This window comes from Serratia sp. BNK-33-b (genome assembly GCF_048684565.1).
In the GTDB taxonomy this organism is placed as follows: domain Bacteria; phylum Pseudomonadota; class Gammaproteobacteria; order Enterobacterales; family Enterobacteriaceae; genus Serratia; species Serratia marcescens.
In genome coordinates, this window is sequence record NZ_JBLQTZ010000001.1 from 2,563,084 (window position 1) to 2,580,672 (window position 17,589).

Annotated in this window: 18 protein-coding genes; 13 read left to right on the forward strand and 5 right to left on the reverse strand. The window is 61.6% G+C overall.

Annotation, left to right across the window (positions count from 1 at the left end; all coding sequences use genetic code 11):
• Window positions 1-3 precede the first annotated feature (3 nt).
• Together malX and ACMGGK_RS12160 are read left to right on the forward strand one after the other, a co-directional pair.
• Window positions 4-1,623 (forward strand): maltose/glucose-specific PTS transporter subunit IIBC, encoded by a 1,620-nt coding sequence (malX, locus tag ACMGGK_RS12155; protein ID WP_420276931.1) that lies wholly within the window; start codon window positions 4-6, stop codon window positions 1,621-1,623.
• The gene (locus ACMGGK_RS12160) at window positions 1,616-2,797 is read left to right on the forward strand and encodes a MalY/PatB family protein (RefSeq protein ID WP_049298937.1); all 1,182 of its coding nucleotides are present in this window, start codon (window positions 1,616-1,618) and stop codon (window positions 2,795-2,797) included. The genes malX and ACMGGK_RS12160 overlap by 8 nt, the downstream gene beginning before the upstream one ends.
• 32 nt (window positions 2,798-2,829) lie before the next feature.
• Here the strand turns inward: ACMGGK_RS12160 and ACMGGK_RS12165 are convergent, their stop codons facing one another.
• Together ACMGGK_RS12165 and ACMGGK_RS12170 are read right to left on the reverse strand one after the other, a co-directional pair.
• Window positions 2,830-3,198: an NUDIX hydrolase gene (locus ACMGGK_RS12165; protein ID WP_143778939.1), complete on the reverse strand. Its 369-nt coding sequence runs from the start codon at window positions 3,196-3,198 to the stop codon at window positions 2,830-2,832.
• Window positions 3,195-3,791, reverse strand: a complete 597-nt coding sequence (locus tag ACMGGK_RS12170; RefSeq protein WP_016927885.1) for an NUDIX domain-containing protein — start codon at window positions 3,789-3,791, stop codon at window positions 3,195-3,197. Before ACMGGK_RS12170 ends, ACMGGK_RS12165 begins: the two co-directional genes overlap by 4 nt.
• Before the next feature lie 96 nt (window positions 3,792-3,887).
• On the opposite strand from ACMGGK_RS12170, the gene ACMGGK_RS12175 reads away from it, so the two are divergent.
• The 3 genes from ACMGGK_RS12175 to ACMGGK_RS12185 all read left to right on the forward strand — a co-directional run bounded on the left by ACMGGK_RS12175 (window position 3,888) and on the right by ACMGGK_RS12185 (window position 6,434).
• Window positions 3,888-4,643: a DeoR/GlpR family DNA-binding transcription regulator gene (locus ACMGGK_RS12175; protein ID WP_033640472.1), complete on the forward strand. Its 756-nt coding sequence runs from the start codon at window positions 3,888-3,890 to the stop codon at window positions 4,641-4,643.
• Window positions 4,644-4,779: 136 nt separating this feature from the next.
• The gene (add, locus tag ACMGGK_RS12180; RefSeq protein ID WP_176063265.1) at window positions 4,780-5,778 is read left to right on the forward strand and encodes an adenosine deaminase; all 999 of its coding nucleotides are present in this window, start codon (window positions 4,780-4,782) and stop codon (window positions 5,776-5,778) included.
• A 110-nt stretch (window positions 5,779-5,888) separates the two neighbouring features.
• Window positions 5,889-6,434 (forward strand): AAA family ATPase, encoded by a 546-nt coding sequence (locus ACMGGK_RS12185; protein ID WP_016927888.1) that lies wholly within the window; start codon window positions 5,889-5,891, stop codon window positions 6,432-6,434.
• Window positions 6,435-6,445: 11 nt separating this feature from the next.
• Here the strand turns inward: ACMGGK_RS12185 and ACMGGK_RS12190 are convergent, their stop codons facing one another.
• Window positions 6,446-7,450: a bile acid:sodium symporter family protein gene (locus tag ACMGGK_RS12190; protein ID WP_016927889.1), complete on the reverse strand. Its 1,005-nt coding sequence runs from the start codon at window positions 7,448-7,450 to the stop codon at window positions 6,446-6,448.
• Window positions 7,451-7,522: 72 nt separating this feature from the next.
• On the reverse strand, window positions 7,523-8,563 hold the full coding sequence (locus tag ACMGGK_RS12195) for an oxidoreductase (RefSeq protein ID WP_049298926.1): 1,041 nt from the start codon (window positions 8,561-8,563) through the stop codon (window positions 7,523-7,525).
• A 222-nt stretch (window positions 8,564-8,785) separates the two neighbouring features.
• On the opposite strand from ACMGGK_RS12195, the gene ACMGGK_RS12200 reads away from it, so the two are divergent.
• From ACMGGK_RS12200 to rsxC, 4 genes are all read left to right on the forward strand, one after another.
• Window positions 8,786-9,226 carry a DUF2569 domain-containing protein gene (locus tag ACMGGK_RS12200; protein WP_016927891.1) on the forward strand — a complete coding sequence of 147 codons (441 nt, stop codon included), beginning with the start codon at window positions 8,786-8,788 and terminating at the stop codon, window positions 9,224-9,226.
• Between the two features lie 135 nt (window positions 9,227-9,361).
• Window positions 9,362-9,943 (forward strand): electron transport complex subunit RsxA, encoded by a 582-nt coding sequence (gene rsxA, locus ACMGGK_RS12205; protein ID WP_004938443.1) that lies wholly within the window; start codon window positions 9,362-9,364, stop codon window positions 9,941-9,943.
• Window positions 9,943-10,515, forward strand: coding sequence for an electron transport complex subunit RsxB (gene rsxB / locus ACMGGK_RS12210; RefSeq protein ID WP_004938428.1), 573 nt, complete (start codon window positions 9,943-9,945; stop codon window positions 10,513-10,515). Before rsxA ends, rsxB begins: the two co-directional genes overlap by 1 nt.
• Window positions 10,508-12,823 carry an electron transport complex subunit RsxC gene (gene rsxC / locus ACMGGK_RS12215; RefSeq protein WP_176063267.1) on the forward strand — a complete coding sequence of 772 codons (2,316 nt, stop codon included), beginning with the start codon at window positions 10,508-10,510 and terminating at the stop codon, window positions 12,821-12,823. The genes rsxB and rsxC overlap by 8 nt, the downstream gene beginning before the upstream one ends.
• Before the next feature lie 33 nt (window positions 12,824-12,856).
• On the opposite strand, the gene ACMGGK_RS12220 is transcribed toward rsxC, so the two are convergent.
• The gene (locus ACMGGK_RS12220) at window positions 12,857-13,750 is read right to left on the reverse strand and encodes a helix-turn-helix domain-containing protein (RefSeq protein ID WP_016927894.1); all 894 of its coding nucleotides are present in this window, start codon (window positions 13,748-13,750) and stop codon (window positions 12,857-12,859) included.
• 365 nt (window positions 13,751-14,115) lie between these two features.
• On the opposite strand from ACMGGK_RS12220, the gene rsxD reads away from it, so the two are divergent.
• Genes rsxD through nth form a run of 4 tightly spaced genes read left to right on the forward strand, consistent with a single transcriptional unit; the run spans window position 14,116 to window position 17,176 of the window.
• Window positions 14,116-15,201 (forward strand): electron transport complex subunit RsxD, encoded by a 1,086-nt coding sequence (gene rsxD, locus ACMGGK_RS12225; protein ID WP_004938416.1) that lies wholly within the window; start codon window positions 14,116-14,118, stop codon window positions 15,199-15,201.
• Window positions 15,202-15,210: 9 nt separating this feature from the next.
• Window positions 15,211-15,840, forward strand: coding sequence for an electron transport complex subunit RsxG (rsxG, locus tag ACMGGK_RS12230; RefSeq protein WP_004938412.1), 630 nt, complete (start codon window positions 15,211-15,213; stop codon window positions 15,838-15,840).
• Window positions 15,837-16,535, forward strand: coding sequence for an electron transport complex subunit E (locus ACMGGK_RS12235; protein WP_004938409.1), 699 nt, complete (start codon window positions 15,837-15,839; stop codon window positions 16,533-16,535). The genes rsxG and ACMGGK_RS12235 overlap by 4 nt, the downstream gene beginning before the upstream one ends.
• Window positions 16,535-17,176 carry an endonuclease III gene (nth, locus tag ACMGGK_RS12240; protein ID WP_004938407.1) on the forward strand — a complete coding sequence of 214 codons (642 nt, stop codon included), beginning with the start codon at window positions 16,535-16,537 and terminating at the stop codon, window positions 17,174-17,176. The genes ACMGGK_RS12235 and nth overlap by 1 nt, the downstream gene beginning before the upstream one ends.
• The last annotated feature ends 413 nt before the right edge of the window (window positions 17,177-17,589 follow it).

Below are 17,589 nucleotides of genomic sequence, written 5' to 3' on the forward strand. Positions count from 1 at the left end.
GTTATGTCAGCAGCCAACAAACCCAAAATCACCCTCTGGGAGTTCTTCCAGAGCCTGGGCAAAACGTTCATGTTGCCCGTCGCCTTGCTCTCTTTCTGCGGCATCATGCTGGGGATCGGCAGCTCGCTGAGCAGCCGCGACGTGATCACCCTGATGCCGTTTATCGGCCACCCGATCTTCCAGCTGATCTTTACCTGGATGAGCAAGGTAGGCTCCTTCGCCTTCAGCTTCCTGCCGGTGATGTTCGCCATCGCCATTCCGCTGGGCATGGCGCGCGAAAACAAAGGCGTCGCCGCCTTCTCCGGTTTCGTCGGCTTCGCCGTGCTGAATCTGGGCACCAACTTCTACCTGACCGCCGCCGGCGTGCTGCCCACCAGCGATCCGTTGGTGCTGAAAGCCAACAATATCCAGAACATCCTCGGCATTCAGTCGATCGATACCGGCATCCTCGGCGCGGTGATCGTCGGCATCATCGTCTATCGCCTGCATGAACGCTTCCACACCATCCGCCTGCCGGACGCGCTGGCGTTCTTCGGCGGCACGCGCTTCGTGCCGATCGTGACCACCGTGGTGCTGGGCCTGTGCGGCCTGGTGATCCCGCTGATCTGGCCGTGGTTCGCCGCCGGCATCACCGGGCTGGGTTGGGTGATCAACAGCGCCGGCGCCTTTGGCCCAATGCTGTTCGGCACCGGCGAACGCTTGCTGCTGCCGTTCGGCCTGCAGCACATTCTGGTGGCGCTGATCCGCTTTACCGAGGCAGGCGGCACGATAGAGGTGTGCGGCCACAGCGTCAGCGGCGCCCTGACCATCTTCCAGGCGCAGCTCTCCTGTCCGACCACCACCGGCTTCGCCGAGAGCGCCACCCGCTTCCTGTCGCAGGGTAAAATGCCGGCGTTCCTCGGGGGGCTGCCGGGCGCGGCGCTGGCGATGTACCACTGCGCCAAACCGGAGAACCGCCATAAAATCAAAGGGCTGTTGATTTCCGGCGTGGTGGCCTGCGTGGTTGGCGGCACCACCGAGCCGATCGAGTTCCTGTTCCTGTTCGTCGCGCCGTTCCTGTATCTGATCCACGCGCTGCTCACCGGGTTGGGCTTTACCGTGATGGCGCTGCTGGGCGTGACCATCGGCAACACCGACGGCAATATCATCGACTTCGTGGTGTTCGGCATTCTGCACGGCACCGCCACCAAGTGGTATCTGGTGCCGGTGGTGGCCGCCGTTTGGTTCGTCGGTTATTACGCCATTTTCCGCTTCGCCATCCAGCGCTTTAACATTAAAACGCCGGGCCGTGAGAGCGACAGCGCCGTCAGCCAAAGCGCGCCGAGCGGCGCGGTGGGCAAATCCGGCTACAACGTGCCGGCGATTCTGGCGGCCCTCGGCGGCCCGGGCAACATTATCACGCTGGACAACTGCATCACCCGCCTGCGCCTGTCGGTCAACGACATGAGCGGGGTGGACGACGCAGCGCTGAAAGCCAATCGCGCCATCGGCGTAGTGCATCTCAACGACCACAATCTGCAGGTGGTGATCGGCCCGCAGGTGCAATCGGTGAAAGATGAATTAGACTCACTGATAGCCACGGCGCAACCTGCCGCGGCGCTGCAGGGAGCCACCCATGTTTGATTTCTCCACCCCGATCGACCGCCACGGCACCTGGTGCACCCAGTGGGACTATATCGCCGATCGTTTCGGCAGCGACGACCTGCTGCCGTTCACCATCTCCGATATGGATTTCGCCACCGCGCCGTGCATTCTCGAGGCGCTGCAACAGCGCCTGCAGCACGGCGTGCTGGGCTACAGCCGCTGGCAGCACGAAGATTTTCTCGGCGCGCTGCGCCACTGGTATCAGCAACGTTTCAACGTCGCCATCGACACCGCAACGGCGGTGTACGGCCCTTCCGTTATCTACATGGCGGCGCAGCTGATCCGCCAATGGTCCGTACCGGGCGACTATGTGGTGACCCATACCCCGGCTTACGACGCCTTCTACAAGGTGATCCTCGCCAACCAACGCCAGCTGTTGGCCTGCCCACTGCACAAGGCCGGCGACGACTGGCGCTGCGACATGGCGCACCTTGAGGCGTTGCTGGCGCGGCCGCAAACCAAGATCCTGCTGCTGTGCAGCCCGCACAACCCCACCGGCAAGGTGTGGCGCCGCGACGAGCTGCAGCAGATGGCCGAACTGTGCGAGCGCCACGACGTGCGCGTCATCAGCGACGAAATCCACATGGATATGGCATGGGGTGAACACCGCCATACACCGTGGAGCCAGGTGGCGACCGGCGCCTGGGCCTTGCTGACCTCCGGCTCCAAGAGTTTTAACATTCCGGCACTGACCGGCGCCTACGGCTTTATCAGCGACGACGCCAGCCGCGAAACCTATTTCCAGCAGCTAAAAGCCCGCGACGGCCTCTCCTCGCCGGCGGTGCTGGCGGTGGCGGCGCACGTGGCCGCCTATCGCCACGGCGCACCCTGGCTGGACGCCCTGCGCGACTATCTGCAGGATAATCTGACCTACGTCGCCGAGCGGCTGGAGCAGGCGTTTCCCGCGCTGGGCTGGCACCCGCCGCAGGCCACCTACCTGGCCTGGATCGATCTGCGGCCGCTGGCCGTGGACGATCGGGCGCTGCAGCAGGTGCTGATCGAGCGTGAAAAGGTGGCGATCATGCCGGGCTTTACCTACGGCGAAGAAGGCCGCGGGTTCCTGCGCCTCAACGTCGGCTGCCCGCGCAGCAAGCTGGAAGCCGGCATGGACAAGCTGATCGCCGGATTGAGGTTTGTGCTGGACGAGCAATAGCGCGAGGGGGCGAGCCTCTGCCCGCCCCTCCGTTACGTCTGAACAAACGGGATTTCCTCCAGATGACGATAGACCGCCAATCCCCATTCGCTAGCCAACCGCACGTCGTTATCGGCCCCCGCAGACACCCCTTCGATGCGATACACCGCCTGACACTGCGCAATCAGTCGGTGAGCCACCGGGTAAAGAAACGCCTCGCTGACCGCATCGCCAACCTGAGTGGAACCGGCCGCGGCCGCCAAAGGCAGCGCCAGCCACTCGCCGATCACCGGCACGTGCCCCCGCTGGTAAACCGCCAGCGCCGCCTGTTCCAGGCGCGCCAGATTGGCGGCGATACGCTGCGGATCGCCATCGGTGCCGCTGCGATAGGGGCCGGCGATCAAGATTTGTTGTGCTTTCATCGTTGTTCCTCCAACGTCCGATTCAAGGCGACAAACTGCAACAGCATGATGGTTTTGGCGTCAACGATCGTACCCTGACGAACCGCCTGCAGGGCCTGCGCCAGCGGCAGCTCGATCACCTCCAAATCTTCCCCCTCCGCCGCCAGCCCGCCGCCCTCGTTGAGGCGATCGCTCGCCTGATATTCACCGACGAAAAAGTGCAGCTTTTCGGTGACCGAGCCAGGGCTCATGTACGCCTCAAACACTTTCTCCACGTTCTGCACGAAATAGCCGGTTTCCTCTTCAACTTCGGCGCGGATGCGCGCCTCCGGCGACGCGTCGTCCAACAGCCCGGCGGCGGCCTCAATCAGCATGCCGTCATGACCATTGACGAACACCGGAAAGCGGAACTGGCGCGTCAGGATCACCGTTTGCGCCTGCCGGTTGAACAGCAAAATCACCGCGCCGTCACCGCGATCGTAAGTCTCACGGCTTTGCCGTTGCCAGACGCCGTCGCGCCGCAGAAAATCAAAGGTGGTTTTTTTCAGCAGGTACCAGTCATCGGACAACACCCGGGTTTCGACAATGCGAACCCTGTCTTTGGTGGCTATCATCGGTTTACTCCGCCAGAGGAAGGAAATTGATACTATCGTGCAGTTTCGTGTATGATCAAGATATTTCGTGCATAAGAAATTTGAGAGGAAATGGCCATGTTGACCAGCCAACGCAAGAAGATCATTTTGGAAAAACTGGCCCAGGATGGTCAGGTCTTGGCCAAACAGCTCAGCGAGATGTTCGGGCTGTCGGAAGATACGGTCCGGCGCGATCTGCGTGAACTGGACGCCGAGGGGTTGCTGCAACGGGTGCACGGCGGCGCCCTGCCGGTTTCTTCCGCCATCGCCAGCTTCGCCGAACGCAATCACTTGGAATCCGGCGCCAAACGCGCGATCGCCAAAGCGGCGGCGGCGCTGATCGCCCCCGGCCAGGTGGTGATCATCGACGGCGGCACCACCTCCGCAGAGCTGGTCAGGCAACTGCCGGCCAACCTCAACGCCACCATCGTCACCCACAGCCCCAGCGTCGCCGTGGGGTTGGTCGATCACCCCACCGTCGAGGTGATCCTGATCGGCGGCCGACTGTATAAGCATTCGATCGTCAGCGTCGGCGCCGCCGCCGTAGAAGCGATGTCGCATATCCGCGCCGATATTTATTTCATGGGCGTGACCGGCGTGCACCCCACCGCGGGGCTGAGCACCGGCGATCTGGAGGAGGCCTACATCAAACGCGCGCTGGCGGCCCGCGCGGCGGAAACCGTGGTGCTGGCTTCCGCCGCCAAGCTTAACGCCGCCTCGCAGTATGCGATCGGCGATATTACGCTGGCGCACACCGTCATCGTTGAGCGGGCTACCGATGACGCGCTGATCGCGCCGTTGCAGCAGGCGGGCGTCAGCGTGTTGAAAGCCTGATTCACGACGATAATGCGATACACCTCGCATTATTTGTGATGCAAGTCACTTTTTTATGCAACGAGATGGCAAGTTTCATTCATTTGTTTTTATACTGTTCTGCACTTTACCTACGATAAATTAGCGAGTGCCCAGCATGATCGATCCCCGCCTACCGCTTACCGACATTCACCGCCATCTCGACGGCAACATCCGCGCGCAGACCATTCTCGACCTCGGTCGCCAGTTCAACCTCACCCTGCCGGCCAACGATTTGGAGAGCCTGCGCCCGCACGTGCAGATCACCCACACCGAACCGGATCTGGTCAGCTTCCTGCAGAAACTGGACTGGGGCGTGGCGGTGCTGGGCGATCTGGACGCCTGCCGCCGGGTGGCTTACGAAAACGTCGAGGATGCCGCCAACGCCGGCCTGCACTATGCCGAGCTGCGTTTCTCCCCTTACTACATGGCGATGAAACATCAACTGCCGGTCGCCGGCGTGGTGGAAGCGGTGATCGACGGGATCCGTTCGGGCTGCCGCGATCGCGATATCGACATTCGCCTGATCGGCATCATGAGCCGCACCTTCGGCGAGGCCGCCTGTCTGCAGGAACTGGAAGGATTGCTGGCGCACCGCGACGGCATTACCGCGCTGGATTTGGCGGGCGATGAGCTGGGCTTCCCCGGCAGCCTGTTCCTCAGCCACTTCAACCGCGCCCGCGACGCCGGCCTGCGCATCACCGTGCACGCGGGCGAAGCCGCCGGCCCGGAAAGCATCTGGCAGGCGATCCGCGAGCTGGGCGCCGAACGTATCGGCCACGGGGTGAAAGCGGTCGAAGATCCGGCGCTGATGGACTTCCTGGCGGAACACGGCATCGGCATCGAATCCTGCCTGACCTCCAACATCCAGACCAGCACCGTGCCGTCACTGGCGCAGCATCCGCTGGCCACCTTCCTGCGCCATGGCGTGCTGGCGTCGATCAACACCGACGATCCGGCGGTTCAGGGCATCGAGATCGAGCATGAATACCGCGTCGCCGCGCCGCAGGCCGGGCTGACGCCGGCAGAAATCCGCACCGCGCAGGAAAACGGCCTGAAGCTGGCTTTCCTCAGCGAGCAGGAAAAACAGGCGCTGCGCGCCAAAGTTCAAGGCTAATCTCCCAAGGCGCCAAACGGCGCCTTCTTCTCATCCCCCCGTTTTCTTCCGCCTGCGCGTCTTTATCGCTGTTTTCACCCCATCACTCTGTTGCAAGAGAGGAATTCCGCATGTCTGACAAACTACGCCGCATCGTGCTGACCGGCGGCCCGGGTTCGGGCAAAAGCACGCTCATCGACGTTCTTCATCGCCGTGGTTACCCGCACTCCTTGGAGGCGGGCCGGGCGATTATTCAGGATCAGGTGAGTACCGGCGGCCATGCGCTGCCGTGGGGCGATCGCCAGGCCTTCGCCGAGCGGATGCTCGATTGGGAACTGCGCTCATGGCGCGAAGCGACGGGGGAAACATGCTGGTTCTTCGATCGCGGGCTGCCGGATATCGCCGGGTATCTCACGCTGTGCAGACTGCCGATCCCCGCGCATTTGACGGCGGCGATCGGCGCCTTTCGCTATGCCGAAAGGGTGTTCATCGCCCCGCCGTGGCAAGCGATCTACGCGCAGGACAGCGAGAGAAAACAATCTTTCGCCGAAGCCGAGCTGACCTACCGGGCAATGGTGGCCGTCTATCGCCGCTATGGCTATCAGCTGCAAGAACTGCCGCGCGCCTCACCGGACGAACGCGCCGACTTTCTGCTCGACGCGCTGAGCCACCGTTAGCGGCCTGCGGCCTATTTGGCCACCAGCGCCTCCGCCTCGGCCCGCTGTTTGGCGGTTTTACGCGCATAGCGCTGCGCCAGCACCGCGCACACCATCAGTTGAACCTGGTGGAAAATCATCAGCGGCAGCACCATGGCGCCCACCGCCGCGGCCGGGAACAGCACGTTGGCCATAGGAATGCCGTTCGCCAGGCTCTTTTTCGAACCGCAGAAGACGATGGTGATCTCATCGGCGGTGTTGAAGCCCAGCCAGCGCGCCGCGTAGGTGTTGATCACCAGCACCACCGTCAGCAGCACCAGCGACATCACCAGGATGGTCAGCAGCGACCAACCGTCGATGCGGTGCCAAATCCCTTCCACCACCGCCGCGCTGAACGCGGTATACACCACCAGCAGGATCGACGAACGGTCGGTCAGGTTGATCAGCTTGCGATGACGGTCGATCCACTTGCCGATCAATGGCCGCGCCAGGTGACCGATCACGAACGGCACCATCAATTGCAAAATGATTGAACCGATGGCGTGCAGCACGTCGGTATTGCCGCCCTGAGTATGCATCAACGCCCCCACCAGCAGCGGCGACAGGAACACGCCAAGAATGCTCGACGCCGAGGCGCTGCAGATCGCCGCCGCCACGTTGCCGCCTGCCGCCGAGGTAAAAGCGATGGCCGACTGCACCGTGGCCGGCAGCGCGCACAGATAGAGGAAGCCGAGATAGACCGTCGGCGTCATGATGCCCGGCACCAGCAGGTTCATCGCCAGCCCGAGCAGCGGGAACAGCGCAAAGGTGCTGAGGAACACCAGCAGATGCAGCTTCCAGTGACTCATGCCGGCGATGATCGCCTCGCGCGACAGCTTGGCGCCGTGCATAAAGAACAGCAGCGCGATGGCCGCGGTGGTCAGGTGTTCAAAGAAGGTTTTCCAGATGCCTTCGCAGGGGAACAGCGAGGCGACGATCACCACCAAAATCAGAACCAGCAAAAATTTATCAATGCGCAAACGCTGCAACCAGGACATGAAACGAATTTCCTTGCACGTAAAGTCGTAAAAAGGCCCGACGCTTCGCCGGGCACAGAGAAATGGGCAGTATCAAACCACCGGCAGCGCCTGCTGCAGCCGGGCCGATTCCAGCCCCAGTTCGATCAATGCCATCACCGCGATGGCGTCGGCGGCCGGCACCGGGTTTTCGCCTGTACCGGCGATCGCGTCGCGCACCGCCGCGTAATAAGCCGGGTAATTGCCGGGAATGTTGAGCAGCGGTTGCTCCGCCAGCAGATCGTCACGTGACAGCGTCACTATACCCTCGCGCATGTCATAGCCCCAATCGGCCTGCGGCAGACGCTCGCCGGCCTTCAGTCGGTCTTCCTGCGGATCGAGGCCGTATTTGACATAGCTGCCGCGGGTGCCGTGCACCACGTAGCGCGGGCTCTCTGCCGCCGCCAGCATGCTGGCGTGCAGCACCACACGGCGATCGCCATAGCTCAGCAGCGCGTGGAAATAGTCCACCGCCTGCGCTCCCGGCCGCAGCTCACCCAGATCGACAAACAGCCGTTCGGGTTTGCCGAAGAGTTGCAGCGCCTGATCGAGCAGATGCGGCCCCAAATCGAACCAGATGCCGCTGCCGACGCCGCCTTGTTCACGCCAGCGCTGGCGCACCTGCGGCCGGTAGCGATCGAAATGCGACTCGAAATACACCACCTCGCCCAGCGAACCGTCCTTTAACAGCGCTTTAAGGGTAAGGAAATCGCTGTCCCAGCGGCGGTTGTGGAACACCGACAGCAGTAAACCGCTCTGCTGCGCCTGCTGTTGCAGCGCCTGCGCTTGTGACAACGTCACGGTAAACGGTTTATCCACCACCACGTGCTTGCCGGCGGCCAACGCCTGCTGCGCCAGCGGGAAATGGGTATCGTTGGGGGTAGGAATGACGATCAGATCGAGGGCCGGATCGGCGAACAGCGCTTGCGCATCCCCCACCACCGTCATCGACGGCCAGTCGGCGTGCACTTTGCCGGCATCGCTGCTGGAGACGGCGGCCAACTCCAGCCCCGGCGTACCAGCAATCAGCGGCGCATGAAAGGTTTTGCCGGCGTAGCCGTAACCGACCAGCCCGACACGAATTTTCTCAGCCATGGGATTTCCTCTTGCTGGCTCACGACAGACCCTTTCGATTTGACACCATGCGGCCGGATGGAACAAGAAGTAAATGAGATGTTAATTCGAAGCGAGGCCGGAGTAGCCAAACGTGCGGCCCGGCGTCGCGATGCCGAGCTATCCGCTTGATAGAGATGACGAAGCCTATATTACCCGCTAAGCTATGCCGCCTGTGATCCCCGTTTCAATCAGGAAGCCTTTATGTCTCAAGCTGAATACACTCGTATCGGCGGTTGGTTGCTGGCCCCGCTGGCCTATCTGATCGTCACCCTGCTCAGCGCCAGCCTGATGCTGCTCCTGTACGCCATGGCGATCTTCATGCCCGAGTCGCGCGATTATCTGTTGACCAACGCCCAGGCGTTTACCCTGCAATGGTACTTTTCGGTGCTGACCACGCTTTTGATGTGGGGCTTCACCCTGTGGCTGGTGTTTCTGTTTTGCCAGCGCTCGCAGCGCTTCCCCAAACTGTTCTTGTTATGGCTGCTGATCACGGTGATCCTGGCGGTGAAAGCCTTCGCCTTTGCGCCGGTACCGGATGAAGTGGCGGTGCGCAGCCTCGGCTGGCCGCTGCTGATGGCGGCGCTGCTGGTGCCTTATATCAAGCGCTCGCAGCGGGTCAAAGGCACCTTTACCGAACGTTAATGGCGATTGCAGCACGTTTTATCGGGTTTTTTGTGTAAATTTTCGCCAAAAAAGGCAATACCCCTGCGATTCATATGTTGTCGTCCGGCCGCCGATTCCCGATAATAGGCGGCTTTTATTTTTTTAGGCATCGCAATGACCGAATACCTGCTCCTGTTTGTCGGCACCGTACTGGTGAACAACTTCGTTCTGGTGAAGTTTCTTGGCCTGTGCCCGTTCCTCGGCGTTTCCAAGAAGCTGGAAAGCGCCATCGGCATGGGAATGGCCACCACCTTCGTCATGACGCTGGCCTCCGTCAGCGCCTGGGTGATCAACACCTTTATTCTGGTTCCGCTGGATCTGGTGTATCTGCGCACGCTCTCCTTCATTCTGGTGATCGCCGTCGTCGTTCAGTTCACCGAGATGGTGGTGCGCAAGACCAGCCCGGCGCTCTACCGCCTGCTGGGCATCTTCCTGCCGCTGATCACCACCAACTGTGCGGTGCTGGGCGTAGCGTTGCTTAACGTCAACCTCGGCTATAACTTCCTGCAGTCCGCCGTTTACGGCTTCAGCGCCGCCGCCGGTTTCTCGCTGGTGATGGTGCTGTTCGCCGCCATTCGCGAACGTCTGGCGGTCGCCGACGTGCCGGCGCCGTTCCGCGGCTCCTCGATCGCGCTGATCACCGCCGGGCTGATGTCGCTGGCCTTTATGGGCTTTACCGGGCTGGTGAAATTCTAATGACTGCGTTGTGGATAGCTATCGCGGCTTTGAGCGCGCTCGGGCTGCTGTTCGGACTGGTGCTGGGCTACGCCGCGCGCCGTTTTGAGGTGGAAGAGGATCCGGTCGCCGAGCAGGTCGACGCGATCCTGCCGCAGAGCCAGTGCGGGCAGTGCGGCTACCCCGGCTGTCGCCCCTATGCCGAGGCGGTAGCCAACGGCGAGATGATCAACAAATGCGCGCCGGGCGGCGAACAGGTGATGCTGAAACTGGCGGAGCTGCTCAACGTAGAGCCGCAGCCGCTGGGCAGCGAAGCCGCCGCCGAGCCGGAGCGTAAAGTGGCCTATATCGACGAGGCCAACTGCATCGGCTGCACCAAGTGCATTCAGGCCTGCCCGGTGGACGCCATCGTCGGCGCCACCCGCGCCATGCACACCGTCATCACCGACCTCTGTACCGGCTGCGATCTGTGCGTCGCCCCTTGCCCTACCGACTGTATTGAAATGAGACCGGTCGCTACCACCACCGCCAACTGGAAGTGGGACATGAAGACGATCCCGGTGCAAGTGATCCACGTGGAGCAACATGCTTAATCTGTTCGCCGCCTTTAAAAAAGACCGGATCTGGGATTTCGACGGCGGGATCCATCCACCGGAAATGAAAACGCAGTCCAGCGGTGCGCCGCTGCGTGTCGCGCCCCTGCCCAAGACCTTTATCATTCCGCTGCAGCAGCATTTGGGGCCGGAAGGCGAGCTGTGCGTCAGCGCCGGCGATCGGGTGTTGAAAGGCCAACCTCTGACCGTCGGCCGCGGCCGCACCGTGCCGGTGCATGCCCCGACCTCGGGCACCGTCAGCGCCATTACCCCGCACATCACCGCTCACCCGTCCGGGCTGACGGAGCTGTGCGTGATTATCGAGGCAGACGGGGAAGACCGCTGGTGCGAGCGCGATCCGGTGGCGGACTATCGCCAATCGCCCGCCACGGAACTGATTCAACGTATTCATCAGGCCGGCATCGCCGGCCTGGGCGGCGCCGGTTTCCCGACCGCCAGCAAACTGCAAGGCGGCATGAGCGGCGTGGAAACGCTGATCCTCAACGCCGCCGAGTGCGAGCCTTACATCACCGCCGACGATCGCCTGATGCAGGAACATGCCGATCAGATCATTGAAGGCACGCAGATCCTGCAACACATTCTGCAGCCCAAGGTCACGCTGATCGGCATCGAAGACAACAAGCCGGAGGCAATCGCGGCGCTGAAACTGGCGTTGCGCGGCCAGTCCGGCATTGCGCTGCGCGTCATCCCGACCAAATACCCGTCCGGCGGCGCCAAGCAGCTGACCAAAATTTTGACCGGCAAGGAAGTGCCGCACGGCAAGCACTCCTCCGCTATCGGCGTATTGATGCAAAACGTCGGCACCGCCTTCGCCATCAAGCGAGCGATCGTCGACGGCGAACCGCTGATTGAGCGCGTAGTGACCCTGACCGGCGAGGCGATTGAGCGCCCCGGCAATCTGTGGGCTCGCATCGGCACGCCGGTGCAGCACCTGCTCGACGTCGTCGGTTTCCGCCCGCAGGCGCAGCAGATGGTGGTCATGGGCGGCCCGCTGATGGGCTTCACCCTGCCCGCGCTGAACGTGCCGATCGTCAAGATCAGCAACTGCATTCTGGCGCCGACGGTGGATGAAATGACGCCGCAGGAACCGGAGCAGTCCTGCATCCGCTGCGGCCTGTGCGTAGACGCTTGCCCTGCCGGGCTGCTGCCACAACAGCTGTACTGGTTCAGCCGTGGACAGGAGCACGACAAGGCGCGCAACCATAACCTGTTCGACTGCATCGAATGCGGCGCCTGCGCGTTCGTCTGCCCCAGCAATATCCCGCTGGTACAGTACTACCGGCAGGAAAAGGCCGAAATCAAGGCTATCGATCTGGAAGCGGCGCGCACCGCCGAGGCCAAGGCGCGTTACGAGGCCAAACTGGCGCGTCTGGAGCGTGAAAAACTGGCGCGTGAAGAGCGACATAAAAAGGCCGCCGTCAAACTGACCGACGACGATCAGGGCGCAGTGCAGGCCGCGCTGGCGCGCGTGCGCAGCAAGAATGCCGAAGCGGCGGTTACGCCGGTCAACGGCCAGCAGCCGGACAACAGCGAGATGATCGCCGCCCGCGAAGCGCGTAAAGCGCAGGCGCGCGAACGTCGTGCCCAGCTGGCTGCCGAGGTGGAAACGGAAGCGCCACCGGCGACCGCGGGCGACGACGCGCGTAAAGCCGCCGTGGCCGCGGCGCTGGCCCGCGTGAAAGCGCGCAAAGAGGCGCCGGCCGCAGACAGCTCCGCCCCGGCGGCAACAGAGGACGATCCGCGCAAAACGGCCGTTGCGGCCGCCCTGGCGCGCGTGAAGGCCAAAAAGGCAGAGCAGCAGGCGGATGCCCCTGCTCCAGCGGAACCGGCGCCGGCTCCAGCCGAAGAGGATCCGCGCAAGGCGGCGGTCGCGGCGGCACTGGCGCGCGTAAAAGCCAAGAAAGCCGCGCAACAGACGGATGCCTCTGCACCGGCGGAACCGACGCCGGCTGCAGCCGAAGAAGATCCGCGCAAGGCGGCGGTTGCGGCGGCTATCGCCCGCGCCAAAGCCAAGAAAGCCGCGCAACAGGCGGATGCCTCTGCACCGGCGGAACCGGCGCCGGCTGCAGCCGAAGAAGATCCGCGCAAGGCGGCGGTCGCGGCGGCTATCGCCCGCGCCAAAGCCAAGAAAGCGGCGCAACAGACGGATGCCTCTGCACCGGCGGAACCGGCGCCGGTTGCAGCCGAAGAAGATCCGCGCAAGGCGGCGGTCGCGGCGGCTATCGCCCGCGCCAAAGCCAAAAAAGCCGCCAGGGAATCGCTGGCGGCGGAAACGGAAGACAAATGATGACAGCGGCGCCTGGCTGACGCCGGGCGCCGTTTAATCGATAGAGATCAGGTAGGTGTAATCCACTTCAATCTGGCGCAGTTTGGATTCCGGATTCCACTCTTTGGTTTGAATGATCTCCATTTCCATACTGCCGCGCACTTCATCCTTCAACCCCGGCATCACATGCGACATCAGGTAGCCGAAAAACTGCAAACACTCTTTCGCCGACCCCTTATGGTTGATAGAGATAAACTCGCGGCTCGGCAAATGGAAGGTGTCTATCTGATGGTTGGAAAGAATATCCTTTCTGTGTTCAGGATCGACCGCCATCACCAGCGTGGATGAGAGCTCGTCGCCCTCCCCGGCATGAGGGGAGTAGATGCTGTAAATCCGCCGACAGTCAACGTGCAGCCCCTTGAAGAAGTCGTTGAAAATCTCGTCCTTCATCGCCATGCAGGAAGAGTACTCCAGCTCCTGTTCGGAGGCGAAATCCAGCCGGCGCGTGAAGCCGACCAGCTGCATGTCGGGCAGCGTCAGCCGCTTCACTTCCGGGTAATAACCGGCGCCATAGCTGGCTTCGAAGTTAAAGCGCGGCATCAGGTTTTTCACGTCCCAGTGCTCCATCGAGCGGTAGCGATTGGGGGTGGTGCCGAAGCGCTGCTTGAACATGCGGGTAAAGGTCTGCTGAGAGTCGAAGCCCAGCTCATCGGAGATGTCGATGATGGAGCGACGAGTAATGCGCAACGCCACCGCGGCGCGCGTCAGGATGCGCGAACGGATATAGGTGGCGAGTTGAATGCCGGTAATACGCTTGAATTTACGCTGCAGGTGCCACTTGGAATAGCCCGAAATACGCGCGACTTCATCCAGGTTTGGCCGTTTCTCCAGATGTATCTCCACCCACTCAATTAGCTCTTCAATAAAAAAAATGTCTTCATTTGTCATTATTATGGGTTCACTGACTCAATAATGTTCGCGATAGTAACCTACACGGATTATGTGAAAGTTGTTATTTTGTGCGGAAATCTGGAGAGAAATGATATCTCATTCAGACGTTTACCCCATTTCCCGCGGTCGATGGCGGCACAAGTTCCACTGACAATTCCTCACGTTAGCCCATTTCCCGGCCCAAAAAAAATCAAATCGCGCCACCCCGATCGCCAGATGTGCGGAAAGCCGAATACCCCTATCATTAAGGCGTATTACCCTCGCATCGAATCAGGTAGAATGCTCGGCTATCATTTTTGCCGCGCCCGCAGTATGGCGCATCGAAACTGCCGCAGGCGCGGCGCAGAAGGTATCGTTACTCTATGAAGTTCAGGCCGGTATCACCCACAGCCGCCAAAGGCTTACACATCGCCAGCTCGCCTTTCACCCACAACCAGCAAAGCACCAGCCGCATTATGCTGTGGGTCATGTTGGCGTGCATTCCCGGCATTGCGGCGCAGATTTGGTTTTTCGGCTACGGCGTGCTGATTCAGGTGGCGCTGGCGGCGATCGTCGCGCTGGCTGCAGAAGGCGCGATCCTCAGGCTGCGCAAGCTGCCGGTGCGCAGCCGGCTGGCGGATAACTCCGCCCTGCTGACCGCGCTGCTGCTCGGCATCAGCCTGCCGCCGCTGGCGCCGTGGTGGATGATCGTCATCGGCACCTTCTTCGCCATCGTTATCGCCAAACAGCTGTATGGCGGCCTCGGGCAGAACCCGTTCAACCCGGCGATGGTCGGTTACGTAGTGCTGCTCATCTCCTTCCCGGTGCAGATGACCAGCTGGCTGCCGCCGGATGAACTGCGCGCCACCGCGCTGTCGCTCCACGACACGCTGCTGGCGATTTTCAGCGGCCATACCGCACAGGGCGCGACGCTGCACGAACTGCAAATGGGCGTGGACGGCATCAGCCAGGCCACGCCGCTCGACGGCTTCAAAACCGGCCTGCGCAGCGGACACAGCGTGGAACAGGTGTTGCAGCAGCCGCTGTTCGGCGGCGCGCTGGCCGGTATCGGCTGGCAGTGGGTCAACCTCGGTTTCCTGGCCGGCGGCCTGTTTATGCTGGCGCGCCGCCTGATCCATTGGCAAATCCCTTTCAGCATGTTGGCTGCCATCGCCTTCTGTTCCGGTCTGGCCTGGTGGATCGATCCGGCGCATCAGGCTTCGCCGCTGATCCACTTGTTCTCCGGCGCCAGCATGCTGGGTGCGTTCTTTATCGCCACCGATCCGGTCAGCGCCTCCACCACGCCGAAGGGCCGCTTAATCTACGGCGCGCTGATCGGCGTGCTGGTCTGGCTGATCCGCGTCTATGGCGGCTACCCTGATGGTGTGGCCTTCGCCGTGCTGCTCGCCAACATCACCGTCCCGTTAATCGACCACTACACGCAGCCGCGCGTGTACGGCCATCGCTAAGGAGCCGCCATGCTGAATTCCATGAGAAAGCACGGCACCACGCTGGCGGTGTTTGCGGCGGTCACCACCGGCCTGACCGCCGTGGTTTACGCCCTGACGAAAACCACCATCGCCCATCAGGCGGCGCTGCAGCAAAAAGCGCTGCTCGATCAGGTGGTGCCGCCGGAAAACTACGACAACATCATGCAGAACGAATGCCTGCTGGTCAGCGATCCGGCCTTGGGCGACGGTGCGCCGCACCGCTTGTACCTGGCGCGCAAAAACGGGCAGCCGACTGCCGCCGCGCTGGAAACCACCGCGCCGGACGGTTACTCCGGCGCCATTAAGCTGCTGGTCGGCGCCGATTTCAACGGCACGGTGCTCGGCACCCGGGTGATTGAACACCACGAAACGCCTGGGCTGGGTGACAAAATTGAACTGCGCATTTCCGACTGGATTTCCTTCTTCAGCGGCAAGAAAATCGAAGGCCCGGACGATAAGCGCTGGGCGGTGAAGAAAGACGGCGGCATGTTCGACCAATTCACCGGCGCGACCATCACCCCGCGGGCGGTGGTCAATGCGGTGCGCCGCACGGCGTTGTATATGGAAACGCTGCCGCCTAAACTTGAAAGCTTACCTGCGTGTGGAGCCGCCGAATGAGTGAAGCCAAAGAATTGATCGTCCAGGGGTTGTGGAAAAACAACTCCGCCCTGGTGCAGCTGCTGGGCATGTGTCCGTTGCTGGCGGTGACCTCCACCGTCACCAACGCGCTCGGCCTGGGGCTGGCCACCACGCTGGTGCTGACGCTGACCAACGCCTCCATCTCCGCGGTGCGCCGCTGGGTGCCGAGCGAAGTGCGTATTCCAATCTACGTGATGATCATCGCCGCGGTGGTGAGCATCGTGCAGATGCTGATCAACGCCTATGCCTTCGGCCTGTATCAGTCGCTCGGCATCTTTATTCCATTGATCGTAACCAACTGCATCGTGGTCGGCCGCGCCGAAGCGGTGGCCGCCAAGAAGCCGGTCGGCCTCTCGGCGCTGGACGGCATGGCGATCGGCCTCGGCGCCACCGGCGTGATGGTGACGCTGGGCTCGATGCGCGAACTGTTGGGCAACGGCACGCTGTTCGACGGCGCCGACCAACTGCTGGGCGGCTGGGCCAAATCGCTGCGCATCGAAGTGGTGCATTTCGACAGCCCATTCCTGCTGGCCATGCTGCCGCCGGGCGCCTTTATCGGCCTGGGGCTGCTGCTGGCGGTCAAATATCTGATCGACGAAAAAATGAAGGCGCGCAAAGCTCGCGCCGTGGCGGCGGAACCGCTGCTGGAACAAGGACGTGCTGAGAAGGCCTGATGAACAAGCAGAAGCGACTGGAAATTTTGACCCGGCTGCGCGACAACAACCCGCACCCGACCACCGAGCTGGTGTACACCACGCCGTTTGAACTGCTGATTGCAGTGCTGCTGTCCGCGCAGGCCACCGACGTGAGCGTCAACAAGGCGACCGCCAGGCTTTACCCGGTCGCCAACACCCCCGCCGCCATGCTGGCGCTGGGGGTTGATGGCGTCAAGGAGTACATCAAGACCATCGGCCTGTTCAACAGCAAGGCCGAAAACGTGATCAAAACCTGCCGTATGCTGCTGGAGCTGCACGGCGGCGAAGTGCCGGAAGATCGCGCCGCGCTGGAAGCGCTGCCGGGCGTCGGCCGCAAGACCGCCAACGTGGTGCTCAATACCGCCTTCGGCTGGGCGACCATCGCCGTGGACACCCATATCTTCCGGGTGTGCAACCGCACCCACTTCGCGCCGGGCAAGAACGTCGATCAGGTGGAAGAGAAGCTGCTGAAGGTGGTGCCCGCCGAATTCAAGGTCGATTGCCATCACTGGCTGATCCTACACGGGCGCTACACCTGCATCGCGCGCAAACCGCGCTGTGGCTCCTGCATCATCGAAGACCTGTGCGAGTATAAAGAGAAGGTTTATCCAGAATCCTGAGTCTGACGGGGCGGCAAACCGCCCCCGTCGCCGCCACTCCCCCCGCCAGCGCCTCTTTTTTATCGGAAATGTGATATCGCGCAGCAGTAACCCCGGCGTTATCACGGTTTTCAGTGAAAAACTCAGTGCCGCGTTATTTTCAAGCGAAAAATTAGTCAAAAATTGCGGTGAACGTCACGCTTTCAGGATCACAAGGCGTTCACAAATGCCAGTCCCGTTTTCCTAAATTTCTATAATTTTACAAAACGCTGCATATGCACAACATTCCAATGGATTAACAACCACACATACACTGATGCGCTAAAAAATAGCAATTCAGCAGAATATATCCCTGTTTAAAATGCGTATAGCTTTTAATCAAAACAAAAAATCGGCAAACCATTAAAACCCGAAAGTTAATACTGCATAACATT